Genomic DNA, 23442 nt, shown 5'->3' with positions numbered 1-23442 from the left:
CGTGACCTTCGCCTCATCCAACACTCGACCCAGGCGTGGGTCTCACCAGACGTCGCCGTCGCGCCAGTCGCAGGTGATCTCGGCGCTGGTGTCCAACACCATGCCGTCCGGCAGGCTCACCGGCAGCACGAACAACGCGTTGTCGTCGTCGGGAGTGCGGGTCAACCCGGCCGGCGCGAGCACCGAGGTCGGTCCCTGCCACGGCAGCCAGCCGCGGGCGGTGTAGATGTGTCTGCCCGCCTCGGAGGCGCTGAGCGCGCCGAGCTGATACGCCCCGCGCAGCACCTGCTCCACGGCATCCATCACGGCTCGCGCCAGGCCCTGTCCGCGCCAGTCCTCGCGCACCGCGACCGCTTCGACGTAGCCGCAGCGCAGCGCGGTCCTGCGATACAGCAGCCGCCGCTGCACCACCGCCGCATGGGCGATCAGCGCGCCGTGGTCGAAGATCATCGCGTGCATGCCGCCCAGGGAGTGCTCCCAGTCGACGTCGGTGAAATCCCCGTCGAACGCCTCGATCACCATGCTTTTGGCGTCTTCGCGCGTCTCGGGGTCGAGGTCGGACGTGTGGATCAGCCGCGCGGTGTGGATGCGCACGACGGGAACAAGGGACTCCTGAACATGCACACTGCTTTTCTACCAGCGCGGCGCGCTCGCTGTCGGTCTAGCAGTCCGCGAATGGCCGGCGCGGCCGCGACCAGTGCATCCGCACCGTTTGCCCGGGCCGCACCTGAGCCACCTTGTCGATGTCCTCGTCGGCGACGACACCGATCACCGGGTAGCCGCCGGTAACCGGATGGTCCGGCCCCAGGATGACCGGAAAACCGTTCGGCGGTACCTGAATTGCGCCGCGGGTGGCCCCCTCGCTGGGGAGTTGCCGATCCGGCCGGCGGTACTCCAGCGGCATCCCGACCAGTCGCATGCCCACCCGGTCGCTCTTGTTGGTCGTCAGCCAGTTGGTGCGGATCAACACGTCCGGGTCGACGAACCAGTCGTCGCGCGGGCCGGGCACCACCATCAACTCGAGCGCGTCGTCCTCGATGGCCGCGACCGGCGCCTGATCGAGTTCGGGGAACTCCTCGGTGTGCTCGCCGACCGGCAGCACATCGCCTGGCTGCAGCGGCTGCGGTCCGATCGCTGACATCACATCGTATGAGCGCGACCCCAGCACCGGCTCGACGTCGATACCGCCGCGCACGGCCAAATAGGTCCGCAGGCCGGAGTGCGGTGCGCCGAGCGTGATCACCTCACCGTCGCGGGCAAAGTGGATGCTGTTGGTGCCGAACGGTATTCCGTCGACGGCTGGATCGGTGTCGGCGCCGGTGACGGCGATGGCGATGTCGCCACCGCGCACCCGCGCCGCCAGCCCGCCGAACGTCACCTCGATGGTGGCCCGGTCGCCGGGGTTGGCCACCAGCCTGTTGGCCAGCGTGTGCGACCGGCGATCGGCGGCACCCGATCGGCCGACGCCCATGTGCGCCAGCCCTGGGCGGCCCATGTCCTCGATCAGCGCCAGCGGCCCGGACCGAAGGATCTCCAGCGTGGTCATGGCCCCTCCTACCCAGTCCTATCCAAGCGCCCGGAACTGCACCCACATGCCCGACGTCAGAAGCGCCGGCTTCTCGCGGCCGACGTCCCAGAGCACCGCAGACGTGCGGCCGATCAACTGCCAGCCGCCCGGGGACTCGCGCGGATAGATGCCGCTGAACTCTCCTGCCAGACCGACGGCGCCGGCCGGCACCTTGGTCCGCGGCTCGGACCTCCGCGGCACCTCCAGTCGCGGATCACCGCCGACGAGATAGGCGAAACCCGGTGCGAACCCGCCGAACCCGACCCGCCACAGCCTGCCGGTGTGCGCGGATACCACCTGCTCGGGTGTCAGGCCCGTCAGCCGGGCCACCTCGTCGAGATCCGGGCCGTCGTAGACGACGTCGATCGTGACGTCGGGGCGGCGGTCTGCCGGCGGTGTCAACTCCGCGGCGAAGTCAGCATCGACACGCAGGCCGCCCAGGCGTTGCCGCGTCGGCGCCTGGTACCGGGGCCCGGCGAGCTTGATCAACACCGTGCGCGAAGCCGGCACGATGTCGAGCACGCCGGGCAGGTCGGCCTGCCGGATCGCGTCGGTCCACGCCAATACTGCGGCGGTGCTGTCGAACTCGAGGAGCAGCGCCCGGTCCCCGTAGTCGCGGATGGGAATGGCGCCGGCGCCCCGTACGCCACGGTCCATTTCGGCTGTCACGCTCATAGCACCGAACTTACCCGCGAGTAGCTACCAAATCCCGTGCTCTGTGAGCCTTGCCAGAGGAGTTTTAACGAAGCCTCAGGAGGCGGGCTGATAGGACGGTTCGCGGCGCTTGATGAACGCGATGACGCGGTAGGTCACCGGGAGTACGAGCACCTCCACCGCGGTCTTGTAGACCCACCCCAGGGCCACGTACGTGAGGAAGTCGCGCCAGGTGTCGATCCCGATCGCGGCCGCGGCGATGCTGCAGAACACCAGGGTGTCGGCGAACTCGCCGATGACCGTCGACCCGATCAACCGGGCCCACAGATGCTTCTCGCCGACCCGGGACTTGACCTTCACCACGACCCAGGCGTTGAGCGTCTGCCCGACGATGAAACCGGCCAGGCCCGCGATGATCAACTGCGTGAACGGCTTCACCACGGCCTCGAACGCCGCCTGGTTGGTGTAGAAGTCGGCGGCCGGTAGCACGGCGGTCAGCCAGAACGTGAACGCCGCGAGTGCCTCCATCATGAACGCGATGTAGATCGCGCGCCGGGTGGCCGCGAAGCCGTACACCTCCGACAGCACGTCGCCGATCACGTACGTCAGCGGGAACACGATGAAGCCGCCGTCGGTGATCAGCGACCAGTCGCCGATGATCGGGCCGAATGCGATGCCCTTGGTCGCCGCCACGTTCGAGATCAGCACCAGGCCGGTGAACACGGCGACGAGCGTCGGATAGTAGGCCGATCCCGTGGTGGCGAAGCCGCGGTGTTCGGTCTGCTGGGTGTCGGGGGTGACCGTCACCGCGCCATCTTCTCAGCTCAGTGCCTGGGCGATGAGCGACGGCAGTCGGTCGGCCACCACCGGGTACGACAGCGGTGAGGCGAACGCGATGGCCCCGGCGAGTTCCTTGCCCGTGAAGATGTTGGCCTCACCGCGCTTCGCAACGGCCGGGTCGGCCAGCAGCGCGGCCTGTTCCTCGTCGCTCTCGGTGGCCCAGATCAGCACGTCCGCCGTATCGGGATTCTCCACGACGCGCAGACCCATTTGGGTGAGGAACTCGGCGCGCCAATCGGGGCTCAGGGCCTGCGGCTCACCGTCGTCCAGCCGACCGTGCAGCAGTGCCGCACTCCTGCCGGCCCAGGCGGTGTTGTTCTCACCCACCGCGGTGAACTTCTGGTCGACGCTCGCGATCAGGGCTTGCATCTCGTCGTGCTTGAAGACCGCCTGGCCGACCGTGCCGGCTTGGTCCTTCCACGGCTCGAAGAACGCGGCGTGCCCGGACTGCGCGACCGTCGGCGCGATCTCGGACAGCTTCGTATAGGTGTCGGAGTCCAGTCCCGCGTTGACGGCGACAATCAGATCGGGCTTCAACGACGCGATCTGGGCGACCTGGATGCCGTCGGCGAGGCTGAGCACAGTGGGCTGGGCGCCACCGAGTTTCGGCTGCGCCCATGGCCATACCCCGAACGGTTGGGCACCGAACCAGTCGGTGACCGCGATCGGCACCACCCCGACCGCCAGCAGGTCGTCCTGCTCGGTCAGCCCCGCGCTGACCACCCGGGCGGGTGGTGCCGGGATCTTGGTCTCGCCGAAGACATGCTTGACGGTCACCGAGCCGTCCTCGGCGACGGTGCCGGGCTTGTCCGAACCGCAACCGGCGACGACGAGCGCCGCGCCCGCGGTCACCGTCAGAAAACCTCGCCGAGTCAGCCGTGTGGCCACTCGGCGAGCCTAGCCAGACGTCAGGAGTGCGCCAACTTCTTGTTCACCAGCCGGGTCAGCCAGCCGGGAGAGAACCGCGACCCCGCGCTGAGCACCTTGGTCTGCGATCCGACCGGGAAGTGCACCTGGTGAATGGCCCGGCGCAACCATGACGGGTCGGTGGCCTTGACGATCGCGTCGGCGATGTCCTGAGCCGTCAGCCGAATGCCGAGCGAATCGGTGGTGCCGGTCTTGATGCTCTTGGTCATCGCGGTCTGCACGTACAGCGGCCACATCGAGATGACCCGGATGCCGTACCGGCTCCACTCGATATCGAGCGCCTCGGTGATCCCGCGGACGAAGAACTTCGTGGCGCTGTAGTTGGCCAGCTCGGCCTGACCGTAGATCGCCGAAGCGGAGGAGAGGTTGACGACGACGGAGTTCGGCGTCGCCTTGAGATAGGGGAACGCCGCGTACAGACCGTTGACGACACCCTTGGCATTGATGTCGATCTCCTTGAGGTGGCCGCGGATGTCCATCTCCTCGAATCGGCCCGCACGCAGGATGCCGGCGTTGTTGATCATGACGTCGAGGCGGCCGCCGGCGGCTTCGACGAACTCGCGCACGCGCTGTGCCATCTCGTCGGGATCGGTGACGTCGAGGTGCCCGACGACAGCCGTGGCGCCCAGCGCGTCGACCTCGTCGGCCAGGCTCTTGAGACCGACCTCGTCGATGTCGTAGCCGCCGACGACGAACCCGTTGCGGGCGAACGTCAGCGCGGTGGCGCGGCCGATACCGGCGGCGGCCCCGGTGATGAAGACGGACTTGCGGGTTGCCCAGTGTTGCGTCATCAGATCTTCATACCCCTTTCGACGACGTCGACGTCGACCGTGATGCGGACTTCGTCACCGAGGTCGACGGTGCCGGCGGTGACGACCTCGGCGTACAGACCTGCGCAGGGAAGCGCACCGGACCCGGGCACCTCGACCCGGTTGTGCTCGAGCAGGTACCGGACGGCTCCCGGAAGACGTTCGGAGCGGCCATGTTTCAGGGTCGGCACGGCGCAACGCGGCGTCGGCAGCGTGCCACGCAACACGACGTCCCCGAGCTGGATCTGCGCACCGACCCAGTCGTTCTCCATGAAGGGCAACGCCCCGTCCTTGGTCTCGACGACGATGTTCGGCCGGTACCGGATGGCCTCCGCGCGGTCGACGCCGACAGCGTCGAGCGTGGCGGTGCTGATCAGGTGCACGGGAGAATGGTCGACGAAGGCGCCGCCGGGCGCGCCCTTGGCCAGTTCCATCAGCACGGGATCGATCTCGGCGTCGGTGCCGTGGGTGAGCACGTCGACGGGATCGGACCGTTCGAGCAAGGCGCCGGCCGCTCGCTCGTCGGCGAGGTGCACCGTGCGGCCGAGCAGACCTGACAGCGGCGCTGCCGCCTCGGCGATGGGCACCGTGCGGCCGTCGGGCATCCTCACCGTGACGCCGTCGGGTCCGGTCGCCGACGAACACTGCAGCAGGGCGCTCCAAAGCCTGGGGTGTTTGGCGGTGGCGACGTGCCCGGTGGCGTCGTCGATGACCGCATACCGCCGGTCTCCGGACACGCCCAGCGGACTGAGCTCGATGGAGTCGCACTGCTCCCCGAGCATCGACTTCACGGGATAGCGCCTCAGCGCGGCGACACGTCCGACCCTGTCCATCAACCCGTCTCGGTCTCGTCTCACGCACCGACCGTACAGGCCGGCGCTACGGCTCCTCGCGAGAACCGTCGAAGTGCACGCTGACGCGCTGAAAGCCTTTGGCGCGTTCGGCTTTCGCCCTGCGCGTGTAGGTGCGGCGGTCGGCGGGGGTGAGGTCGACGTCGTCGGTGAACGGCGTCATCAGCGCCCGGGGATACAGCTTGTCGACCCGCACGACGTTGGCCTCCGCGCACATCACCAGCGTCACCGAAATGAGGTACAGAAACGCCAGCAGGCCCAGCACGAGGGCGAACACGCTGTTGGTTACGCTCGAAGACCGAACGATTTGCGCAACGAAGGTGGCGCCGAACCACTGCAGCAGTTGCCAGATCACCGCTGCGGCCAGCGCGCCGGGCAGCACCTGCCGGTAGGTGAGTTGTCGTGTGCTCGTGACCCGGAACACCACCAGACAGATCGCGGCGTTGATCGCCACGGTGGCGACGATGATTCCGGCTTTGCCGAACCAGCCAAGGGAGGCGGTGGCATGGCCGGCCGCGGACAGGACGGTCGCAGCGATCGCTGCCGACCCGAGCACCAACAGCAACAACAGGCTGCGCAGCCGGGACCGGATCGGGTCGGGCCGGTTGTTGCGCGGTACGGCCCACACCGAGTCCATTGCGTTCTGCAGGGCCTGGCCGACCTTCATGCCGCCGTAGAGGGCACCCGCGACGCCGACGAACACCGCCACGGCGCCGCCGCTGAGCTCTTCCGGACGCTGCAGTTGGTTGCCGATGACCGGGAACTGGCTGACTGTCGCCTCCACCACCCGCTGCTGCAACTCGGGACGGCCGACCAGCACGACGCCGAGCACGGTCGTCATCAACAGCAACAACGGAAACAGCGAGACGAACGCGTAGTAGGTGATCAGCGCGGCCAGATAGCCGCCCTGGTCATCGACGTATTTGTAGATGACCGCGATGAGGAAGCCGATGCGACGGTGACGTCGCTGCAGCCTGTCCAGCCAGCCGACCATTTTCGGACCCCCTCACCCGGGCCTCGCTGATGCGCTGGTCGATACCCGTTTACCGGCCAGGCAAATCTGACGTCTTGCCGTCCTCGGCGCGGCGCGCCCGCGCCCGGCGCTTGCCTTCGTGCATCGCGGCCACCCGCGCCACGGGAATGGTCCGGCCGTGCTCGATCAGATCCGGTGGCAGCGTCTGCGGTGCCGGCATCATCTCGGCCCACGGGTCGCGGTCGCCGAGCACGCCGAGCGCCGTGTGCACGGAGAAGTCGGCCGGTGTGATGCGGTCCAGATCCGACCAGTGCACCGGGAACGACACCGGGGTGCCGGGGCGCAGTCGGGGGCTGTAGGCGGCGACGACGGTCGCGCCGCCGGCACGGGTGGAGTCGATGAACACCTTGCCTTCGCGGTCCTCGACGATGAAAGCCGTTGTCGCGCGGGCGGGATCGAGTTGCTCCGCGCGCGTCGCGAGCGCGCGGGTGGCCGCGGCGACGTCGTCGACCGGGGCGCTGTCGTCGACGGGCACGAACACGTGCAGCCCCTTGGCACCGCTGGTCTTCACCACGCCCGTCAGGCCGCAGTCCGAAAGCGCCTGGCGCACAAGAGCAGCCGTAGCCACCACCGCGTCGAATGCGCTGCCGGGTGGCGGGTCGAGGTCGAGCACCAGATGCGTCGGGCGGTAGATGTTGTCGGCCAGCCCCAGCGTCGGGTGGTATTCGACCGCGCGCTGGTTGGCCAGCCACAGCAGGGTCCGCCGATCGTCGCACAGGGCGTAGCGCACCTCGCGATGCGAGGACTCGGCCCACATCGACACGGTCTTCACCCAGTCCGGCGTGTACTTCGGAACGTTCTTCTGCATGAACGGCGCCTGGCCGCGCAGCACCCGCAACACGGTCAGCGGACGCCCCGCCAGACCCGGCAGGATCCGATCGGCCACCGCGTCGAGGTAGTCGACGAGATCGCGCTTGGTCGCCCCGGCATCTTCGCTCAACGGCTGGTCGAGGTTTGTCAGCCGAACCCCGGCGCGCTCCTCGGCGACGCTCATAGGCCCACCTTAGGCAGCGTCACACGCTGAGCCGGCGGTAGCGCTGCAGGCGCCGCACACCCGAGACGGACGGTGTGCCGTCGCGCGGGCGCAGCGCGGCCTGGACGCGACCGCGGACGTCATCGGCATCGATGTGCGTGCCGATCGCCACGAGGCTGTTGGTCCGCGCCGACGACGGTGCGGCCGCGATGTGCACCGACGTGCCGACCACGTTGACGACGTAGCTGCGGACGCGGTCGCGGTAGCGCACCGCGACGATGCCCTTGAGCCGGTACACACCGTCGGGTGGCTGCTCGAGCACGTCGAACAGTGCGTCGGGGTCGACGCATCCGTCGGTGGTCACGGTGACGGAGTCGGCGTGCACGTGCGGATGCTCGTCGGGTTCGGCGTCGACCAGCAGTTCGCGCAGCGACAACTGGCCGTCCTCGGTGGCCGCCTCGGACACGTCGTACAGCAGCGCCGGGTCGACGCGTCCCGCGATGGCGCCGACCAGGTGGACGTCCGGATTGCGCTCGCGCACCCGGTCCGCGATGCGGGCCAGCACGCCGTCGCGGTCGTCGTGCGGGACTTGGTCGAGTTTGTTCACCACCACCAGCGAGGCCGCGCCGTACCGGGCCGGCGGGGTGGCGTGTGGGTCGACGGTGTCGAAATGTGCCTTGGCGTCGATGACGTCGACGATGCCTCCAGGCCGGATGCGGTCCACGCCGCTGAACCGGATGATGCGGGAGATCGCGATCGGGTCGGCCAGGCCACTCGCCTCGACGATGATCGCGTCCAGTGCCAGCTTCGGGTCGGCGAGCTTGGCCAGCGCGTCGTCGAGTCCGCCGTCGTCAGGCAGGCAGCAGATGCAACCACCCGCGATCGAGGCCGGTTCGTCCACCTGGCCGCTCACCAGTGCGGCGTCCACGTTGAGCTCGCCGAAGTCGTTGATCACCACGCCGATGCGGGCGCCGGGCGCGCGCAGCACATGGTTGAGCAGGGTCGTCTTGCCCGCGCCGAGGTAGCCGGTGAGCGCAATGACTGGAACCGTCGGCTGCAGGACGCGGGCCACCACGGCACACATGATGTCAGCGATTCGCCCACAGCCGTGTTTCGGACACCACCAGATGTGGAACCTAAGCCCCCGAGAGGAGGCCCGAATGACGGACCATGACAAGGCCGGCCAGGCGCGCGAAAGCTTGATCGACTCGGTGAAGGGCAAGGCCAAGGAGCTGTTCGGCGCGGTCACCGGAAACGACTCGCTGACCGCGCAAGGGCAGCTTCAGCAGGCCGAGGCCGAGCAGCGCAAAGAGGCCAACAAAGAGCGGGCGGTCGCCGACGCCGAAGCCCGGGAGGCCCGGGCCGATGTGGCCGAGGCCAGCCGCGAAGGCGCCGAGGAACGCAGGTCGCTGAACGCCGAAGCGGACGCCGACAAGGCGGCGGTGGACAACCAGGAAGCCGCGCAGAAGCGCGCCGCCGAGCAGGCCGCCCATCAGCGACTCGCCGAAGAGCGCAACGAGGCCGACCGGGAGGCGGAGCGCAAGGAGCGCGAAGCGAAAGCCGAACAACGCGCCGAGATCCACGACGCCGACAGCCAACTCGCCGACGCGCTCGAAGAACATCGCGAAGCCGCCGCGGAGTCGGCCAGCGCGCACGCGGAAGCCGCCCGCATCCGGCGGCAGGCCGACAATCTCAACAACGACGCCTGACCAGGGCACGAAGGAGCTAACCATGAGCCTCACCGCTATCCCGAGGGCGGTGCTGAGACTTCAGTACCAGGTGGCCCGCATGCCACTGCAGCTGATCGACGAAAGGTTCGTCGCGCGGATGGACTCCGAGGCGCCCGCCCGGCTGTTCTACGAACGCTCCCTGGGCATGTTGGACACGGCGGTCGGCGCCGCGCTCGGCGATCCCGCACTTCGTAAGCGGGGCGCCACACTCATCGAGCGCAGTGACGCGCTGCGCCGCGCGGCCGAACTGGATGCGGCCGCCGACGAGAACGCCAAGCAGGCCGAGGCCGAGTTGGAGGTGACGCGCGAGAAGGCGCTGCAGGACAAGCAGGATGCGTTCGAGGAGACCGGACGCGAAGCCCGCGAGGCCCGCAAGCAGGCGCAGCAGCGTAAGCGCTCGGCCATCGAGGAGGCCGAGAAGCGCATCGCCGCGGACAGGAAGCAGGCCGACCAGATCGGTGCCCAACGCAAGAGGAACGTCGATACCGCGAAGCGCCGCGAAGAGGCGCAGATCGACGCGGCCGAGCGCAGCGTCGCCACGAACGCAGCCGCCAAGCTCAACGACGCTGCGGACAAGCGCGTCGACGCCGCGGTGACGCAGGCGCAGGCGGACAAAATCGAGGACCTCGCCGAGACGGAGAAGGAGACGCGGCAAGCCGACCGCTGACCCGGCGCGCCCTATGGATTGCCGTCGGCGCGCGTCATCTCCTGCAATGCCCGCAGGAACGTTCGGCGCTCGGCGGCCGACAACACCGACAGCCACCGCTCCTCTCCGCGCTGAATCTCTGCTTGCACCGCATCTTTGCGGGCGCGGCCCGCTTCGGTGATGGCCAGTAGCCGCGCACGCCGGTCGGCAGGATCGGGCCGCCGCTCGATATAGCCCTTGGCCTGCAACTCGTCGAGCGTGGGGATGATCCGGGTCTTGTCGGCGCCGATCGCCTCGGCGAGCGCGGCCTGAGTGCGCACCGGCGACTCGTCGAGCGCCACCAGCACGCTGTAGCCCCACATCGACACGTCGTGTGACGCCAGAATCGGGGTTTCGAGGGCGATCAGCCGGCGCAGCAGCGGGGCGAGCATCGCCGCGAGGTCCGGTCGTCTCGACTTCGGAGGCATGAGCGGATATTAAGCATTGACTGATGATAAGTAGACGCATATCGTAAGCACATGCATACTAATTATGACCTTCGACCGCTCCACCGGCTCGCGGTCACCGTGTCCGTCGACATCGTCGCGGACGTCACCCGTGCCGACCTCGCTTCGCCGACCCCGTGTGCCGGCTGGGACCTCCGCGATCTGCTGACACATATGACCGTGCAGCACAACGGGTTCGCCGCCGCCGCGCGCGGTTCGGGTGCAGACCTCGCGGTATGGGACCCTGCGACCGTCGCCGACGCGGTCCGAGCGGACCCCGCTGGCGCCTACGCCGCGGCGGCCGCCGACGTGCTCGAGGCGTTCTCCGCCGGCGGCGTGCCGGATGCGACGTTCGCGCTGCCCGAGTTCGGCCAGGACGCCGCCATTCCGGCATGGATGGCGATAGCCTTCCACTTCGTCGACTACGTCATGCACGGTTGGGACGTCGCCCGCAGCGTCGGTGTGCCGTTCGTGCTGCCGGCCGAGGTGATCGAGGCTGTCGTTCCGCTGGCGTTGGCGGTTCCGGACGGCGACATCCGCGAGGTGGACAATTCGCCGTTCGCCCACGCCGTCACTGGGGAAGAGGGGGCGAGTGACCTCGATCGGGTGCTGCGCCACCTCGGCCGCTCACCCGACTGGCGGCCGGAGGGCGTCACCGTGGGTCGATGAGATCGCGCAGCCTCTCCGCCGGACAGACGGATGCGCCGGCGGGGCTCACGCGCCCGGCGAGCGCGCGATCCGACGTCGCGACGCGAACGTCGGCCGGCCGGGTGTCGGCGTTCACCAGCCGCACAATCTCGTCGTCGGCAGAGTTGGCCGCCGGCCGCGGCGCATGCGCGACGGTGATGATCGACGAGACGATCGGTGGCTTCGGCGGACGTTCGAACACCACTGTGACGTCGTCACCGGAGGGTTGCCACCGTTCCAGTCGCTCGACGAGGTTGACCATCGCGCGGTGCCGGTCGCGCCACCAGCCGTCGGGGCGCGACCCGATCACGTTCATCCCGTCGACGATCCATCGCATCCGTCGGGCCGGGCGTCAGTCGAGGAGCGTCGGCGGTTCAGTGAGCGCAGTGGCCGGTCTGCTTGGCCGCCGGATGCCGACGGCCAAGCAGGTAACCGAGCCAACGAATGTCGAGTAGCACGTGTGTCGCCTTCCGCTATGCGGTCTTCTTGGTCAACAGCGGCAACAGGCGACGCCGTTGGTGGATGCTGTCGGCGAAGTGGTGAAGCGCGTCCGGCACCGACTCGGCCACCGGGAAGCTCACTACGGAACCGCGCAGCACGCGATGCACACCATCGCTGGCGATGACCGACCACTCCACACCGGCGTGGAAGCAGCACTCATCGACTTCGTACATCAGGGAAACAATCTGTCCTGTACATGAACTCACGCCGCTGAGGTCGAGAACGAACGGCTTCTCGGCGAGCACGAACCGGTGAGCGAACGCGGTGATCCGCTCGATGTTCGTATCGTCGATGACCCCGTCCACAGCCACGACCGTCGCCAACTGACGACAGACCGCGTGAAGCTGGGCGCCGGCGCAGTCGAATGTCGGATTGCCGTACATTTTTCCGGGCATCCCTGCCTCCTGCAGCACCTCAACTTGACCTTGGAGCCCAACCTAAGCGGCCAACTTAAGGCAACCGGGAGCGGCGGCTAATACTTTGGTAAGAAGCCGCATTCGCACCGGCCAGCAAATCCCTCAGCCGCGGCGCATCCACTGGGGACCCGAGTAGTTCTCCCAGGGGCTGTAGTCGGCCAGCAGCTCTTCCTGTGGTGGACGCTGATTTTCGGGCACATGCTGCAGGTTGATCCGGATGCGGTACCAGATGGAACTGGGTCCCCGCATGCCGTCGACGAGAACATCTGCGGGCTCTAGTTTTTCGGCTACCGACGGGTAACGTCGCCGCCATTGTTCGAGTACGACCATCGCCTCGTCCTTGGTCTTGGTGCGGGCGATCTCGATCAGCGGCTTCGACGATTTGCGGCCCGCGCCGCCGCGGATATTCCCACCGCCCGACCGTGTGGCCCCGCGCGGCGCCTTCTCCGCCGGGCCGAGCCGGTCGGCTAGGTCCAGCAGCGCGTCCAGCGACCCCGCCGAATCGTCGATGCCCTCCCACGGATCGCCGTATTCGGCGAATCGCTGCGGCACCGACGCGATCGTGAACGCCTCCGGTCGGCAGCCGGGCACCTCACTCCAGCTCAGTGGCGTGGACACCCGGGCGTCCGGGGTCGCGCGCACCGAGTAGGCCGAGGCGACGGTCCGGTCGAAGGCGTTCTGGTTGAAATCGACGAACACGCCCTCGCGTTCCTCCTTCCACCAGCGGGCGGTCGCGATGTCGGGCGCGCGGCGTTCCACTTCACGGGCGATCGCCTGCGCGGCGAGCCGGACGAACTTGAACGGCCACCTCCGCTGAATCCGGGCGTAGATGTGAAATCCCCGTGACCCCGAGGTCTTCGGCCACGCCGTCAATCCGTGGTCCTCGAGAACCTCCCGGGCGACCATCGCCACGTCGATGATCTGTGGCCACGCCACCCCCGGCATCGGATCGAGGTCGACGCGCAGCTCGTCGGGATGGGCCACATCGTCCGACCGCACCGGATGGGGGTTGAGGTCGACGCAGCCGAGGTTCACCGCCCAGACCAGGCCTGCCGGATCGCGGATCACCGCTTCGGCCGCCGAGGTCCCGGACGCGTACTTCAACTCGGCGACGTCGACGAAATCCGGCCGCTTCTGTGGTGCCCGTTTCTGGAACACCGCCTCCTCGGTGATGCCCTTGACGAACCGCTTGAGGATCATCGGTCGGTCCTGCACGCCGCGCAGGGCGCCGTCGGCGACGCTGATGTAGTAGTGCATCAGGTCGGACTTGGTCACCCCGATCTCGGGGAACACGACCTTGTCGGGGTTGGTGATGGGCACCGCTAGACCGTCGACCTCCTGGGACTGGGCAAGCTGTCGCCGAGAGGCCATATCGTCATGCTAGTTTCCCGGCCGAAGTGCGACGCCGGTCACATATTGTGGGTCCATGGCCAGACTCACCGATCTCCCGTTGCAAGCAGTCGCCAAGGCTCAACAGCTCGTCGAACGCGGGTCGGCCGAGCTGCACTACGCCAGCAAGATGTTCGGCGCAGGCGCGTTCAAGATCGAACCACCGCATAACATCGCCGCGATGCTCGCCGACATTCGGCGCTGGGGCGAGTTCGGGATGATGCCGGCGCTCAACGCCCGTCGCACCCCCAACCGCACCGCGGTCATCGACGACTTCGGCGAGATGACCTTCAAAGAGCTCGACGACGCCGCGCACTCACTGGCCCACGGCCTGCTGGAGAAGGGCGTCAAGGGCGGTGACGGGGTTGCGATCCTGGCCCGCAACCACCGGTGGTTCCTCGTCGCGTTCTACGGCGCGGCGCGCACCGGCGCACGCGTCATCCTGCTCAACAGCGAGTTCTCGGGTCCGCAGGTCAAGGAGGTGTCCGACCGCGAAGGCGCCGAGCTGATCATCTACGACGACGAGTACTGCGAGGCGGTGTCCAAGGCCGACCCGCCGCTGGGCAAGCTGCGCGCGCTCGGGGTGAACCCCGACAAAGACGAGCCCTCGAAGAGCACCGATGAGACGCTTGAGGACTTCGTCAACCGTCACACGGGTAAGCCGGCGCCGAAGGCGACCAAGCACTCGTCGGTGATCATCCTGACCAGCGGTACGACGGGAACTCCCAAGGGCGCCAACAGAAGTACGCCGCCGACCCTGGCCCCGATCGGTGGTGTGCTCTCGCACGTGCCGTTCAAGGGCGGCGAGGTCACGTCCCTGCCCGCGCCGATGTTCCATGCGCTGGGCTTCCTACACCTGACGATCGCGATGATGTTGGGTACGACGTTGGTGCTGCGCCGACGTTTCAAGCCGGCGACCGTGCTCGAGGACATCGAGAAGCACAAGGTGACCGCCGTGGTGGTGGTGCCGGTGATGCTGTCGCGGATGCTCGATGCGCTCGACGGTCTGGAGCGGAAGCCGGATCTGTCGTCGCTGCGGATCGTGTTCGTGTCGGGATCGCAGTTGGGTGCCGAGATGGCGCAGCGGGCACTCAAGATGCTCGGACCCGTCGTCTACAACTTGTACGGGTCCACCGAGATCGCGTTCGCCGCCATCGCGCGGCCCCAGGATCTGGAGAAGAACCCCGCCACGGTCGGCCCGGTGGTGAAGGGTGTGAAGGTCAAGATCCTCGACGACAACGGCAAGGAACTGCCGCGGGGCGAGGTGGGACGCATCTTCGTCGGCACGTTCTTCCCGTTCGAGGGCTACACCGGCGGCGGCCACAAGGAGGTCGTCGACGGGCTGATGTCGTCCGGCGACGTCGGCTATCTCGACGAGGACGGCCTGCTCTACGTCAGCGGCCGCGACGACGAGATGATCGTGTCCGGCGGCGAGAACGTGTTCCCGGCCGAGGTCGAGGACCTGATCAGCGGTCACCCGGAGGTCGTCGAGGCCACAGCGCTCGGCGTGGAGGACAAGGAGTGGGGCCATCGGCTGCGGGCCTTTGTGGTCAAGGCCGACGGCGCCTCGATCGGCGAGGACGACATCAAGCATTACGTCCGCGAACACCTGGCCCGGTACAAGGTGCCGCGCGAAGTGGTCTTCATCGACGAGCTGCCGCGCAACCCGACCGGCAAGATCCTCAAGCGCGAGCTCCGGGAAATGGAAGTGGAGTAGGCGCCGTTAGTCGGCCATCGCGGCCGCGCCGGGAATCGACAGGCACACCAGCATCAGCAGCAGCAGGAACCAGCCGGCACCCTGCCACTGCACCCATTGGCCCTGTGCCTTCCACTCGCGGTAGGTCTTGACGAACGCGCCCAACCCGCCGAGCAACAGGATCGCCGGCACGGTCGACGCGCCGACCACCGAGGTCTTCGACACGACTGCGTAGATCACGAACGCGAGGGCCGCCACCGCGACCACCACGGCCACGTAGATGGCGGCGGCGCGGAATGCGCCCGGGCGGTCCCAGCGCTTCTCGACGTCGTTGGTCATGACAGCCGGGTTGCCTTCGGCCGGGTTGTTAAACGTGCGGCCGGCGCCGCCGCTACGGGTCGCGCGGCAGCCCCAGCAGGCGTTCGGCGATGATGTTGAGCTGCACTTCGGTGGTGCCGCCGTAGATCGTGGTGGCCCGGCTGCCGAGCAGGTACTCCGACCACACGCCCGGCAACTCTTTCGGGTCGGCGACAGCGCCGTCGGTGCCGAACGTCGACACCGCGAATTCCGCATAGCCCTGACCGGTCTTCATCGACAGCAGCTTGGAGATCGCCGCGGCCGGCATCGGATCGCCACCGGCGAGCGTCAGCAGCGTCGACCGCATGTTGAGGATCTTGGCGGCATGGCCCTCGGCGATGAGCCTGCCCGCGTGGTTCTGCTCGATCTGGTCGAACTGGCCGTCCTGGAGGAACTCGACGAAGCCGTTGAGGGTGGCCAGGAACGGCGGCTCGCTGCTGCCGATGGACACCCGTTCGTTGGTGAGCGTGTTACGGCTGACCTCCCAGCCCCGGTTCACCTCGCCCAGCACCAGCTCGTCGGGGACGAACACGTCGTCGATGAACACGGTGTTGAACATCGCGTTGCCGGTGAGCTCGCGCAACGGCTTGACCTCGATGCCGTCACTGGCCATGTCGAGCAGGAAGTACGTGATGCCATTGTGTTTCGGGGCGTTCGGGTCGGTGCGCGCCAGCAGCGCGCCCCATTGCGAGTACTGCGCGCCGGTGGTCCAGATCTTCTGTCCGGTGATGCGCCAGCCGCCGTCGACCTTGGTCGCCTTGGTGGTCAGGCTGGCCAGGTCCGAACCCGCGCCCGGCTCGGAAAACAGCTGGCACCAGATCATTTCGCCGCGGAACGTCGGCGGCAGGAAGCGCTGTTGCTGTTGGTCGGTGCCGAACGCGACGATCGAAGGGATGATCCAGGCCGCGATGCCCATCTGCGGGCGTTTGACCCGGCCGGCCTCGAACTCCTGGGCGATGATGATCTGCTCGACGGGACCCGCCGCACGGCCCCACGGCTTGGGCAGATGCGGCTGCACCCAGCCCCCCTCGGCGATCGCGACGGTGCGCTCCTCGCGTGGAAGGTCCTTCAGCGCAGTGACTTCCGAGCGGATCTCGTCGCGAAGCTTCTCGGTCTCCGGGTCGAGGTCGATGTTGAGCTTGCGCATTCCGGTGCTGGTCGCGACGTCGACGACGTGCTGCGGGTAGTCGGCGTGCCGTCCGAAACCGGCCGCCAGCACCAGCGCACGGCGGTAGTAGACGTTGGCGTCGTGCTCCCAGGTGAAGCCGATACCGCCGTGCACCTGGATGCAGTCCTGGGCGCAGTGCTGGGCGGCCTCGGGCGCCAGGGTGGCCGCGACCGCCGCTGCGAACTCGAAAGCGCTTTCGGTTGAGCTGGTTTCGCTGTCTTTACCGCTTTTCGCGTGCGCGGTGAACTCGTCGATGGCCCGGGCCGCGTCCCAGACGGCGGCGGTGGCCCGCTCGGTGTCGGCGATCATGCCGGCGCACTTGTGCTTGATGGCTTGGAACTGGCCGATGGGCCTGCCGAACTGCTCGCGGATCTTGGCGTACTCGGCCGCGGTGTCGGTCGCCCACCGGGCCACTCCGATGCATTCTGCGGACAGCAATGTCGCGATCAGCGCGCGGGCGAGCGGGCGGCTCAGGTTGCTCAGCACCCGGTCGTCGCCGACCTCGACGGCGTTCGCGCGGACGTGGGCGATCGGGCGCAGCGGGTCCAGGCTCTTGACCGGTTCGATCTCGAGTTCCGCGGCGTTGAGGACCACCCATTTGTATCCGCTGGTGCCCTCTTCCAGCCCAGCGACGGGCAGCACCAGCACGGAGGCCTGCTCGGCGGCGGGTACGGCGCGCACCTCGCCGCGGATGACCAGCCCGGCGGCATCGTCGTCACCGTGCCGCGTGGCGGTCAGGCCGGACTCGATGGCGTAGGCCGCGATCGTCGCACCGGAGGCCAGGTCGTTCAGGAGCACAGCCTCGGGGTCGTGCGCGGCGATCAGCGCGCTGGCGATAGCCGACGGCACGAACGGCCCCGGCATCGCGCCGTAGCCGAACTCCGCGATGACGATCGCCAACTCGAGGATGCCGAAGCCTTGTCCGCCAACGTCTTCCGACAGGTGAACGCCCTGCAGGCCCTGCTCGGCGGCACTCTTCCAGTAGGGCGGCGGATTCGGGATCGGCGTCTCCAGCGCTTCATGCAGCACTTCCGACGGCGCCACCCGCGCGACGAAGGACCGGACCGAGTCGGCCAGGTCGTTGTGCTCAGGGTTGATGGCGATGGGCATACCTACACCTCACTGTGACGGGGTTTCCCTATTAACCGGTCGGTTGGGAAACACGATACCGTTCACGACATTGGCGAGCTCACGGCCGTCCCGCAGCCGGCGGCAGTTGTCCAGCGCGAACTCCAGGTACCGCCGCATCGTGTCGGCGGTGTACCAGCTGACGTGCGGAGTCAGCACGACGTTGTCGAGTTTCACCAGCGGGTTGTCGGCCGCGACCGGCTCGGTTTCGAAGACGTCGAGGCCCGCGCCGGCCAGGTGGCCCGCGCGCAACGCCTCCATCAGCGCCGCCTCGTCGACGACGGCGCCGCGGCTGGTGTTGACCAGCACGGCGTCGGACTTCATCAGCGTCAGCGCCGCACGGTCGAGCATGCCCGCGGTGTGCTCGGTCAGCGGAAGATGCAGGGAGACGATGTCACTGGCCGCCAGCAGGTCGGGCAGCTTGCGCCAGCCGGGATGACCGTCGTCACGGGTACCGGTGTGCAGGATCTGTTCGGGCGGGGTGCCCATCGCCAGCACGATCCGCTCCACCCGTTTGGCGATGTTGCCGTAGCCGATCAATCCGACGGTGCAGCCGCCGATGTCACGCACGGTCTCGCCCAGGCTCGGGTCGGACGGCCAACCCCGGCCCGCGCGGGTGGCGCTGTCCAGTTCGGTCAGCCGGCGCAGGGTGGCCAGCATCAGCAGCACGGTCCCCTCGGCGACCGACGGGGCGTTCGCGCCGGGCATGTTCGCTACCGCGATCCCGTGGCCGGCCGCGAAGTCCACGTCGACGGTGTTGACCCCGGCGCCCATCTTGTGCACCAGCAGGCAGCGACCGGCCATGGCGAGGTCTTCGCCGGAGATCGGCCGCAGGACGTGCCAGATCACCTCGGCCTCGGGCAGCTCCCGGTAGAAGGTGACGTCGTCGTCCTCTGCGCAATAGCGGATATCGAGCCAATCAGCCTCCGGCGCAACAAAAGCGAGCACCTTCGGACCGGGGTCGAAATGGGCGAGGACTCTCAACGCCACCGCTTGGCGATCCACTTGGCGATGGTATCGGCTTGCTCACTGCGCGCCCCGGGGGTGGTGAAGTAGTGGTCGGTGTCGATCGAGCATTGCGCCTTGTCGGCGCTGGCCAGTGCGTCGAAGATGTGCTGCGCGTCCGACGGGTACACGCCGGTGTCCTGCTCGGCGTTGACGACCAGCGCGGGGCTGGTGATCCGGTTGAGGTGTGGTTCGGCGCGCGTCTGTGCACAGCGCAGGCTCCACATGCCGATCCAGTTGCGCAGCGTGCACGCCGCTGCGATGCCGCGCGCGGATCGGTTGGCCTGCACCGGCACTCCGGCGTAGCACATGTTCGGGGGTCGCTTCGTCGGTTCCAGGGTGGGGTCCACCATGCGCGGGTCGGCCCACGTGCGCAGCACCGTGAACGGGCGGTCGGAGAAACCCGCAGCCTGCACGCGCTCGAGCTCCGCTTCGGCCCAGTCGGTGATCGCATCGTTGCGCGCGACCTGCGCGGCTCGATACCGAGCGACGAAATCGGCGGAATACGGCGGGCCGTTGCTCTTGTCGAACAGATCGAGCTCGGGATCGCTTGTGACCGGGTCGGTTTCGTCGACGACGGCGGCATCCATCCACGCGGTGAGCACGTCGGGGCGGCCCGGGTGTGCGGCGGTCGCGACGTAGCCGTCGGCGGGCGGCAGGTCGGTGAGCCCGGCCGCCGGGCGCATCCCGGCTAGCGGTGTCACATGCGGATCCACGGCCTGTGCCTGGTATGCCGCCATCAACGACCCGCCGCCGGAGTTGCCAAGCAGAACAACGGTTTCCACGCCCTGAACCTCGCGCAGCCAGCGCACGCCGACACCGATGTCGACGAGCGCGTGGTCGAGCAGGAAGCTGCTCTCGAACCCGCGATACCGCGTGTTCCAGCCCAGAAATCCGATGCCGCGGGTGGCCATGTAGTCGGCGAGATAGTGTTCGGAGAAGTCGATCTGGTAGTGCGTGGCGATCATCGCGACCTTCGGTTTGCGGCCCACTCCGCGGTGATAGAGACCTTGGCACGGGTGTCCGCCGGCGCCGGCGCGTCGGGCAGTGGGCGAGTCGAGACCGATGAACTCGCGCGTGACGCCCGGCGTTCCGGCGCTCGAGGACGTTCTGCTCATGCGGGCCTCGGCACCGACCCAAAAGCCATGGTGGTGAACATGTTCAACCGTCCCGGTGACGGACGGGAACGGCGCGGGACGCGCGGGGCGATCGTCATGGCAGTGCCGGTCCGTTCGTCATTGCTCGAGCTTGAACCTGATGCTAAGTTCAGTTTGCGTTTCTGGCCAGAGATTCGCCCGAGGAGGCGCCAGATGATCAGGCCCGACAATCCGAACTCCGAATTCGAACTCGGCGGCATCAACCATGTGGCGCTGGTGTGCTCGGATATGGCGAAGACCGTCGACTTCTACAGCAACGTCCTCGGCATGCCATTGATCAAGTCGCTCGACCTGCCGGGCGGCATGGGCCAGCACTTCTTCTTCGATGCGGGCAACGGCGACTGCGTCGCGTTCTTCTGGTTCGCCGACGCGCCCGACCGGGTCCCCGGCATCTCCTCGCCCGACGCCATCCCGGGTATCGGTGACATCGTCAGCGCGGTCAGCACCATGAATCACCTGGCTTTTCACGTGCCCGCCGAGAAGTTCGACGAGTACCGGCAGCGCCTCAAGGACAAGGGCGTGCGGGTCGGTCCGGTGCTCAACCACGACGAGAGCGAGGCACAGGTCTCGCCCACCGTGCATCCCGGCGTCTACGTCCGATCGTTCTACTTTCACGACCCCGACGGCGTCACGCTCGAATTCGCCTGCTGGACGAAGGAATTCACCGACAGCGACGCACAGGCGACGCCTAAGACGGCCGCCGACCGCCGCCCGAGGGTCACCGGCTAGCCCCTCGCGGAGCGGTGTCTCTCACACAGACACCACTTCATTTGTGAAACGTGGGCGGAAATCCGGCCCGATTTCCGCCCAGCTTTCACACGAGGCGGCGCGGGGTCAGGTCTCAGCTGGTCGACAGGCTTGACAACACGTCGAGGGTCGCCGCCAGCCGGTCGACGAGCTGGTCGCTCTCGAGTGCGAGGTCGCCGGACAGCCATGCGCTGAGGGTCTGGCCGACGCCGCCGACCGCGAAATGCGCGGTTGCTCTGGTGAGTTCACTGTCCTGCGCGCCGAGCGTGCCGGCGTGCTGCAGCAGCAGCATCGCGAACAGGACCGTGGACTCGGCGCGCTTGCGCACGATCACCGTGTTGGACAATTCGACGCTGAACAGCAGGCGACCGACCCGGGCGTCGGCGGCGATCGCGCGCACCACGTTGGCCATGCCCGCCCGCGACTGCTCCTGCGGCGGCGCGGACGCGACCGCGGCCTGGGTGGTGGCGGCGATGTCGGCGACCACGCTGTCGAATACCGAGGCGACGAAGTCGTCCTTGTCGGTGAAGCTCTCGTAGAAGTAGCGGACCCCCAGACCCGCGGTGCCGCAGATCGCCCGCACCGTCAACTCGGCGGGGTCGTTCCCGCCGGCCCCGAGCAGGTCGAGGCCCGCGTCGAGAAGGCGGCGACGGCGCTGGGCGAGGCGCTCGGCCGCGTCGACGCCGCGGTAGGGGCGGACCTGTGCCATGTCGCCATCTTGACACCCGCGCCGAGCAGGAGCAATATCAGGAAACAACCATTCTCACATTTGTGCGATTTAGGGGTGCTGATGGTCTCCGAGCCGATCGACCACGTCGGACGCGCGGTCAACGATGCGCCCCTGTCCGGGCGCCCGTTGCGGCGAGACGTCGGACCCGATGACGCGATGCTGGGCATCGGGCTGCTGTCCGGGGCCGCGAACGTGATCATGGAACTCGCGCGGCCCGGGGTCGGATACGGCGTGAAGGACAGCCGTGTCGAAAGCGGTCGCGCGGACCGGCATCCGATCAAGCGGGCGCGAACCACGTTCACCTACCTGGCCGTGGCGCTCGCGGGCAGCGAGGAACAGAAGGCCGTGTACCGCCGCGCCGTCAACCGGTCGCACGCCGAGGTGTACTCGCTGCCGGACAGCCCGGTCGAATACAACGCCTTCAACAAGGACCTCCAGCTGTGGGTGGCCGCGTGCCTGTACAAGGGTTTCGTCGACGTGTTCCGGATTTTCGTCGGCGAGATGGACGATGAATCCGCGGACCGCCACTACCGCGACGCCGCCGCGCTCGGCACGACGCTGCAGGTGCCGGCCGAGATGTGGCCCGCGGACCGCAAGGCGTTCGACGAGTACTGGCAGGAGTCGCTGGACAAGGTGCACATCGACGCCGCGGTGCGCGAGTACCTCTGGCCGATTGCGGCGGGCCGGCTCGGCGATGTGAAGGCGCCGGCGTGGCTGCAGCGGCGGACCGACGCCGTCAACCTCTTCATCACGACCGGTTTTCTGCCCCAGCGCTTCCGCGACGAGATGGGGCTGTCGTGGGATGCGGCCAAACAGCGCCGGTTCAACCGCGTGATGTGGGCGCTGGGCCGAGTCAACAACGTGATGCCGCGCTTCGTCCGGCAGTTCCCGTTCAATGTGCTGCTCAAGGATCTGGACTGGCGCGTCCGCACGGGACGCCCGCTGGTGTAGCGAGCCCGCTGTCGGAATCGCGGCGTACAAAGAGGTACATGCGTACCGATGACGACACCTGGGACATCACCACCAGCGTCGGCTCGACCGCGTTGTTCGTCGCCGCCGCCCGTGCGCTGGAGGCGCAGAAGCCCGACCCCGTCGCGGTCGATGAGTTCGCCGAGGTCTTCTGTCGCGCGGTAGGGGGCGAGTGGGCCGATCTGCTCGACGGCGGCGCACCCGAACACCCGTTGATGACCGAGTTCGGCGCCGACTTCGTCAACTTCCAGGCGGTGCGCACCAGATACTTCGACGACTATTTCCGCGCCGCGGCCGCAGCGGGCGTTCGGCAGATCGTTCTTCTGGCCGCCGGCCTGGACTCGCGCGGGTACCGACTCGACTGGCCCGACGACACCGTGCTGTTCGAGTTGGACCAGCCGCAGGTGCTCGAGTTCAAGCGGCAGGCGCTGGCTGGACACCGGCCGCGGGCCGAACGCCGGGAGATCGCGGTCGACCTGCGCAACGACTGGCCGCAAGCCCTGCGCGACCACGGGTTCGACCCTGCCAAGCCGTCCGCCTGGATCGCCGAGGGCCTGCTGATCTATCTGCCCGCCGCCGCTCAACGCCAGCTGTTCACCGGGATCGACGCCATGGCCGCACCCGGTAGTCACGCCGCCGTGGAGGAAGCGGCGCCGATGGACGCCGCGGCGTTCGAGGCCAAAAAGGCCGAGGAGCAGGCCGCGGGCGGGGACGACACCTTCTTCAACCTGGTCTACAACGAACAGCACGAACCCGCCGCGGACTGGTTCGGCGCCCGCGGGTGGCGCGCCGAAACCACACCGCTGACGGACTGGCTGCGCAGCAACGACCGGCCGGTGCCGGCGGACGATTCCGAGGCCGCCACGATGGTCAGCACGATCAGCCTGGTCAGCGCCGTCAAAACCGGGTAACGGCTCACCGGCTGAGGCAAAAGAGGTGCGTCTGTACAAGTTAGCTTAGTCAATGCTAACTTCGGG

General features: G+C 68.0%; 26 protein-coding genes. 7 read left to right on the top strand and 19 right to left on the bottom strand.

Annotated features, from left to right (window positions below):
* Positions 1-42: 42 nt before the first annotated feature.
* From G6N18_RS14720 to G6N18_RS14675, 10 genes are all read right to left on the bottom strand, one after another.
* A complete protein-coding gene (locus G6N18_RS14720) occupies positions 43-624 on the bottom strand; it encodes a GNAT family N-acetyltransferase (RefSeq protein WP_083005897.1) in 582 nt (193 codons plus the stop codon).
* A 37-nt stretch (positions 625-661) separates the two neighbouring features.
* The gene (locus G6N18_RS14715; protein WP_067226014.1) at positions 662-1546 is read right to left on the bottom strand and encodes a 5-oxoprolinase/urea amidolyase family protein; all 885 of its coding nucleotides are present in this window, start codon (positions 1544-1546) and stop codon (positions 662-664) included.
* A gap of 18 nt (positions 1547-1564) precedes the next feature.
* Positions 1565-2242: a 5-oxoprolinase subunit B family protein gene (locus G6N18_RS14710; protein ID WP_083005893.1), complete on the bottom strand. Its 678-nt coding sequence runs from the start codon at positions 2240-2242 to the stop codon at positions 1565-1567.
* Between the two features lie 75 nt (positions 2243-2317).
* Positions 2318-3028 carry a queuosine precursor transporter gene (locus G6N18_RS14705; RefSeq protein WP_083005889.1) on the bottom strand — a complete coding sequence of 237 codons (711 nt, stop codon included), beginning with the start codon at positions 3026-3028 and terminating at the stop codon, positions 2318-2320.
* Positions 3029-3040: 12 nt separating this feature from the next.
* Complete coding sequence (locus G6N18_RS14700; RefSeq protein ID WP_083005885.1) at positions 3041-3949, bottom strand: ABC transporter substrate-binding protein; 909 nt, start codon at positions 3947-3949, stop codon at positions 3041-3043.
* A gap of 20 nt (positions 3950-3969) precedes the next feature.
* The gene (locus G6N18_RS14695) at positions 3970-4779 is read right to left on the bottom strand and encodes an SDR family oxidoreductase (RefSeq protein WP_083005883.1); all 810 of its coding nucleotides are present in this window, start codon (positions 4777-4779) and stop codon (positions 3970-3972) included.
* Positions 4779-5654, bottom strand: a complete 876-nt coding sequence (locus G6N18_RS14690; RefSeq protein WP_234806234.1) for an MOSC domain-containing protein — start codon at positions 5652-5654, stop codon at positions 4779-4781. Before G6N18_RS14690 ends, G6N18_RS14695 begins: the two co-directional genes overlap by 1 nt.
* Before the next feature lie 22 nt (positions 5655-5676).
* Positions 5677-6642: a YihY/virulence factor BrkB family protein gene (locus tag G6N18_RS14685; protein ID WP_083005877.1), complete on the bottom strand. Its 966-nt coding sequence runs from the start codon at positions 6640-6642 to the stop codon at positions 5677-5679.
* 49 nt (positions 6643-6691) lie between these two features.
* Positions 6692-7675 carry a non-homologous end-joining DNA ligase gene (gene ligD / locus G6N18_RS14680; RefSeq protein WP_083005874.1) on the bottom strand — a complete coding sequence of 328 codons (984 nt, stop codon included), beginning with the start codon at positions 7673-7675 and terminating at the stop codon, positions 6692-6694.
* A gap of 19 nt (positions 7676-7694) precedes the next feature.
* Positions 7695-8738, bottom strand: coding sequence for a CobW family GTP-binding protein (locus tag G6N18_RS14675; protein ID WP_083005870.1), 1044 nt, complete (start codon positions 8736-8738; stop codon positions 7695-7697).
* 76 nt (positions 8739-8814) lie between these two features.
* Between G6N18_RS14675 and G6N18_RS14670 the strand changes: the two genes are divergently transcribed.
* A complete protein-coding gene (locus tag G6N18_RS14670; RefSeq protein WP_083005866.1) occupies positions 8815-9363 on the top strand; it encodes a prolipoprotein diacylglyceryl transferase in 549 nt (182 codons plus the stop codon).
* 22 nt (positions 9364-9385) lie between these two features.
* The gene (locus G6N18_RS14665; RefSeq protein ID WP_083005863.1) at positions 9386-10051 is read left to right on the top strand and encodes an IF2 family translation initiation factor; all 666 of its coding nucleotides are present in this window, start codon (positions 9386-9388) and stop codon (positions 10049-10051) included.
* 11 nt (positions 10052-10062) lie between these two features.
* On the opposite strand, the gene G6N18_RS14660 is transcribed toward G6N18_RS14665, so the two are convergent.
* On the bottom strand, positions 10063-10497 hold the full coding sequence (locus G6N18_RS14660; RefSeq protein ID WP_083005860.1) for a MarR family winged helix-turn-helix transcriptional regulator: 435 nt from the start codon (positions 10495-10497) through the stop codon (positions 10063-10065).
* A gap of 51 nt (positions 10498-10548) precedes the next feature.
* On the opposite strand from G6N18_RS14660, the gene G6N18_RS14655 reads away from it, so the two are divergent.
* Positions 10549-11184 carry a TIGR03086 family metal-binding protein gene (locus G6N18_RS14655; protein WP_083005858.1) on the top strand — a complete coding sequence of 212 codons (636 nt, stop codon included), beginning with the start codon at positions 10549-10551 and terminating at the stop codon, positions 11182-11184.
* Here the strand turns inward: G6N18_RS14655 and G6N18_RS14650 are convergent.
* From G6N18_RS14650 to G6N18_RS14640, 3 genes are all read right to left on the bottom strand, one after another.
* Complete coding sequence (locus tag G6N18_RS14650) at positions 11168-11539, bottom strand: NYN domain-containing protein (protein WP_083005856.1); 372 nt, start codon at positions 11537-11539, stop codon at positions 11168-11170. The genes G6N18_RS14655 and G6N18_RS14650 overlap by 17 nt on opposite strands.
* 136 nt (positions 11540-11675) lie before the next feature.
* Entirely contained in the window at positions 11676-12086 is a 411-nt protein-coding gene (locus G6N18_RS14645) for an anti-anti-sigma factor (protein WP_083005934.1), read from the bottom strand.
* 135 nt (positions 12087-12221) lie between these two features.
* The gene (locus G6N18_RS14640) at positions 12222-13490 is read right to left on the bottom strand and encodes a DNA polymerase domain-containing protein (RefSeq protein WP_083005854.1); all 1269 of its coding nucleotides are present in this window, start codon (positions 13488-13490) and stop codon (positions 12222-12224) included.
* Between the two features lie 55 nt (positions 13491-13545).
* On the opposite strand from G6N18_RS14640, the gene fadD2 reads away from it, so the two are divergent.
* Positions 13546-15225: a long-chain-fatty-acid--CoA ligase FadD2 gene (gene fadD2 / locus G6N18_RS14635; protein ID WP_083005852.1), complete on the top strand. Its 1680-nt coding sequence runs from the start codon at positions 13546-13548 to the stop codon at positions 15223-15225.
* A 6-nt stretch (positions 15226-15231) separates the two neighbouring features.
* On the opposite strand, the gene G6N18_RS14630 is transcribed toward fadD2, so the two are convergent.
* The 4 genes from G6N18_RS14630 to G6N18_RS14615 are packed head-to-tail and all read right to left on the bottom strand — an operon-like array spanning position 15232 to position 19980.
* A complete protein-coding gene (locus G6N18_RS14630) occupies positions 15232-15543 on the bottom strand; it encodes a hypothetical protein (protein WP_083005850.1) in 312 nt (103 codons plus the stop codon).
* 52 nt (positions 15544-15595) lie between these two features.
* Entirely contained in the window at positions 15596-17839 is a 2244-nt protein-coding gene (locus G6N18_RS14625; RefSeq protein WP_083005848.1) for an acyl-CoA dehydrogenase family protein, read from the bottom strand.
* Between the two features lie 9 nt (positions 17840-17848).
* On the bottom strand, positions 17849-18841 hold the full coding sequence (locus tag G6N18_RS14620) for a 2-hydroxyacid dehydrogenase (RefSeq protein ID WP_083005931.1): 993 nt from the start codon (positions 18839-18841) through the stop codon (positions 17849-17851).
* Positions 18838-19980: an alpha/beta hydrolase gene (locus tag G6N18_RS14615; RefSeq protein ID WP_083005846.1), complete on the bottom strand. Its 1143-nt coding sequence runs from the start codon at positions 19978-19980 to the stop codon at positions 18838-18840. Before G6N18_RS14615 ends, G6N18_RS14620 begins: the two co-directional genes overlap by 4 nt.
* Before the next feature lie 192 nt (positions 19981-20172).
* Between G6N18_RS14615 and G6N18_RS14610 the strand changes: the two genes are divergently transcribed.
* Positions 20173-20748 (top strand): VOC family protein, encoded by a 576-nt coding sequence (locus tag G6N18_RS14610; protein WP_083005928.1) that lies wholly within the window; start codon positions 20173-20175, stop codon positions 20746-20748.
* Positions 20749-20860: 112 nt separating this feature from the next.
* Here G6N18_RS14610 and G6N18_RS14605 read toward each other — a convergent pair whose 3' ends face one another.
* A complete protein-coding gene (locus G6N18_RS14605) occupies positions 20861-21475 on the bottom strand; it encodes a TetR/AcrR family transcriptional regulator (protein WP_083005844.1) in 615 nt (204 codons plus the stop codon).
* Positions 21476-21556: 81 nt separating this feature from the next.
* Between G6N18_RS14605 and G6N18_RS14600 the strand changes: the two genes are divergently transcribed.
* Both G6N18_RS14600 and G6N18_RS14595 read left to right on the top strand, forming a co-directional pair.
* Positions 21557-22447, top strand: coding sequence for an oxygenase MpaB family protein (locus G6N18_RS14600; RefSeq protein WP_109749558.1), 891 nt, complete (start codon positions 21557-21559; stop codon positions 22445-22447).
* Positions 22448-22485: 38 nt separating this feature from the next.
* On the top strand, positions 22486-23376 hold the full coding sequence (locus G6N18_RS14595; RefSeq protein ID WP_083005841.1) for an SAM-dependent methyltransferase: 891 nt from the start codon (positions 22486-22488) through the stop codon (positions 23374-23376).
* Positions 23377-23442: the final 66 nt, after the last annotated feature.

This window comes from Mycolicibacterium celeriflavum (genome assembly GCF_010731795.1).
Taxonomy (GTDB): domain Bacteria; phylum Actinomycetota; class Actinomycetes; order Mycobacteriales; family Mycobacteriaceae; genus Mycobacterium; species Mycobacterium celeriflavum.
The sequence above is the reverse complement of the archived record's forward strand: the minus strand, read 5'-3'. Positions and strand labels throughout refer to the sequence as shown.